This window comes from Bellilinea sp., assembly GCF_034432615.1.
GTDB lineage: Bacteria > Chloroflexota > Anaerolineae > Anaerolineales > Anaerolineaceae > Bellilinea.
The window spans coordinates 1-2,520 of record NZ_DAOUBL010000172.1 but is presented as its reverse complement, the minus strand read 5'-3'; the positions used below and the strand labels follow the sequence as shown (position 1 = coordinate 2,520).

Sequence of the window (2,520 nt, the reverse complement as noted above, 5' to 3'; positions counted from 1 at the left end):
TCCACTTCAAACTGGGGGATAAGATGGTCAATCAGTTTGTCAACGTCGTTCCAGGTCAACACTTCACGGCGCATGAAAAGAGATTCCTTTGGCAGGTTGGCAATATTCTATGATTAAAAATATATTATAGCAGGTTATTCCCGCAAATAGGCCTGCCAGATACAAACTCGATTGCGTCCGTTTTGCTTGGCCAAATACAGGGCGCGGTCGGCGCGATGGAAAAGCTCATCAACGCTCTGGCAGTCCTCGTCCATCTGCGCCACCCCCAGGCTGATGGTAATGTGTACTTTGGTATGACCAATATCAGTGACGCACTCCTCGGCGGACCTGCGCAGTCGTTCAGCAACTTCCACTGCATTTTTTGCATTGGTTTCCGGCAGCAGAATCACAAATTCTTCACCGCCGTAACGACCGATACTGTCACTGGCGCGGATTTGGGATCGCAAACATTGACTGAGATGAATCAAGACCTGATCGCCGGCCGTGTGTCCTAGCCGATCGTTGACATTTTTGAAGAGGTCAATATCAATCAGGATTAATGACAGGTCGCTGCCATAACGCTGGGATCGGCGCATTTCGATCTCGGCCAGTTCATAGAAATAGCGCCGGTTGTAAAAGCCGGTCAGCCCGTCGGTGATGGCGTATTGCTGAACCTGCTGAAAGAGCCGCGCATTTTCAATGGCAATGGCGGCCTGACTGGCAAAGGTTTGCCCCAGTTCGGCTTCGTTACCCCCATAGATACCGCTGTTGGAATTGTAAATGCTCAAATAGCCGATTACCTGTCCATGACCGAGCATTGGAATTCCAAGCCAGGCCTTGCCGCAGTTCAAATCCTCCAATTCCTGAAAGGGGCGGTAGGTTTCGGCGTCATCTAAATAGAGCGGATAACGATTGCGGTTAATCGCCTCAAATTGCGGGTTGCGGGCAGGGATGCGCCTGCCGAGATAATCATCGTTATTGCTGAAACCGGCTGCAGCAGCAATTTCCAGTTCGTCCTTATCCAGCAGGTACAAAAAGGCACGGTCGTAAGGGATGAGCATTTTCAGGTACTCCATCACCTGAGAGAGGACCTGACGCAGGTTCAGCACCGAGGTGAAGGCGGTCATTGCCTGACGCAGCAATTCAATTTTGGAGCGTTGTTCTTCCTCGGCTTGTTGTTTTAATTTTTGATGGGTGATATCGCGAATAATGTTCAACAAATAGCGCCGGGAAACAGGGACATAATCCGCCTGAATCCATTTCTCTTCACCGGTGGTGCGCAGCCGGCTGGGCGTTTCAATTCGCTTGGGCTTGCCGGTGCGGAAAACCTGATGAATGATTTCGGCTACATGTGGCTCATGAGAAAAGAAATCATCAACCGATATGCCGGTGAAGTCCTTAATCCGCCCCAGGGACATTTCCATGGCAGCCTGATTGAACATCATCAGGCGGACAACCCCCTGCTCGTCTTTGCGCCAGATGAGAATTGGATCGGGCAGTGAAAGAAAGTTTTGCCGGAAAATCAGATCTGTTTCGGTGGCATTACCGTTCCCATTACGCAGCAGGGACAGTTGCCGGCGTAACTGCCGGTTAAGGCGCAGCAGATATCGGGAGCGTCGGCTTTGTCGTGAATTCTGGTGAACCATTCCCCACCGAGAGGACGGTTGATTAAGACGCGGTTTTCTCGCTTGTTTCGGGTTTTGAGCGGGTGAATCGTTCGTTGTGCTGGAATCTGCCATCGGTTTCGATGATTACCTCCCCTATGCAATACCGACGCGCAGCGAAGAAAGGGTGATAATGAATTAACTATATTCATTATACCCAAATCCAGCCAGCAATACATCTGTTTGAATATTAAAATTTTCGTTAGATCTCAGCATGGACGCGTTCCATGCGTCTCAACGCCGGTGAGCGGGCGGTGTCTGACCAGGTGCTGACCCAACCCATGCGGCGCAGCGCAGAACGCAGCAGGTGATCTGCAAAAAACAGGGGAGTGCGGCGTGGGTGGGCGTAGACTGCCCGGGTTTGTTTCTGCAGCAGTGCATAGCGCAGATCCTGGGGTGTGTTTCCCCGAAAGAGTGTGCGGGCATGGCCAATGTTCCAACCAACATGTGAATCACTGCATCCAACTGTGGCAAGCCCTACCCGCTGAGCTAATCGTGCTGCCCGCAAATTGCTGCCCCGGTAAAACAAACTTGCGTTCAGGGTTTCAACTCCCAGCAGGGTCTGCTGACCGATGGGTGTTTCCAGGGCACGGCGGATGGCGGTTTCGTTCAAGCTGTGCGCGCCTAACGCCAGCGGATGAGCGGCAATCGCCAATCCGCCTGCTTCATAAACGCGTTGTAGTGTTTCGATTAAGGATTGGCCGGCGGGGATGAGCGTGCGCACAAACAAGGTCAGCAAATGCCCTTCGGCAGTGGATACCTCAATGCCAGGGATGACCCCCAACTCATATTGATAGCCGAGTTCTTCTGCACGCAGTGCACCGCGTATCTCATCATGATCGGTGATGGCGATGACATCCAATCCGGCACGGCGGGC

The 2,520-nt window shown here is 52.3% G+C and carries 2 protein-coding genes; both read right to left on the bottom strand.

Going from position 1 to position 2,520, the window contains the following annotated elements:
* Positions 1-134: 134 nt before the first annotated feature.
* The gene (locus VAE48_RS08090; RefSeq protein ID WP_322792815.1) at positions 135-1,625 is read right to left on the bottom strand and encodes a diguanylate cyclase; all 1,491 of its coding nucleotides are present in this window, start codon (positions 1,623-1,625) and stop codon (positions 135-137) included.
* A gap of 220 nt (positions 1,626-1,845) precedes the next feature.
* A partial coding sequence (locus tag VAE48_RS08085; RefSeq protein ID WP_322792814.1) for a PHP-associated domain-containing protein occupies positions 1,846-2,520 on the bottom strand: 675 nt, incomplete at its 5' end.

What these genes read in the sequence shown, in the direction of transcription:
- VAE48_RS08090 (WP_322792815.1), bottom strand. Translation starts at nt 1,625, where the DNA reads ATGGTTCACCAGAATTCACGACAAAGCCGACGCTCCCGATATCTGCTG.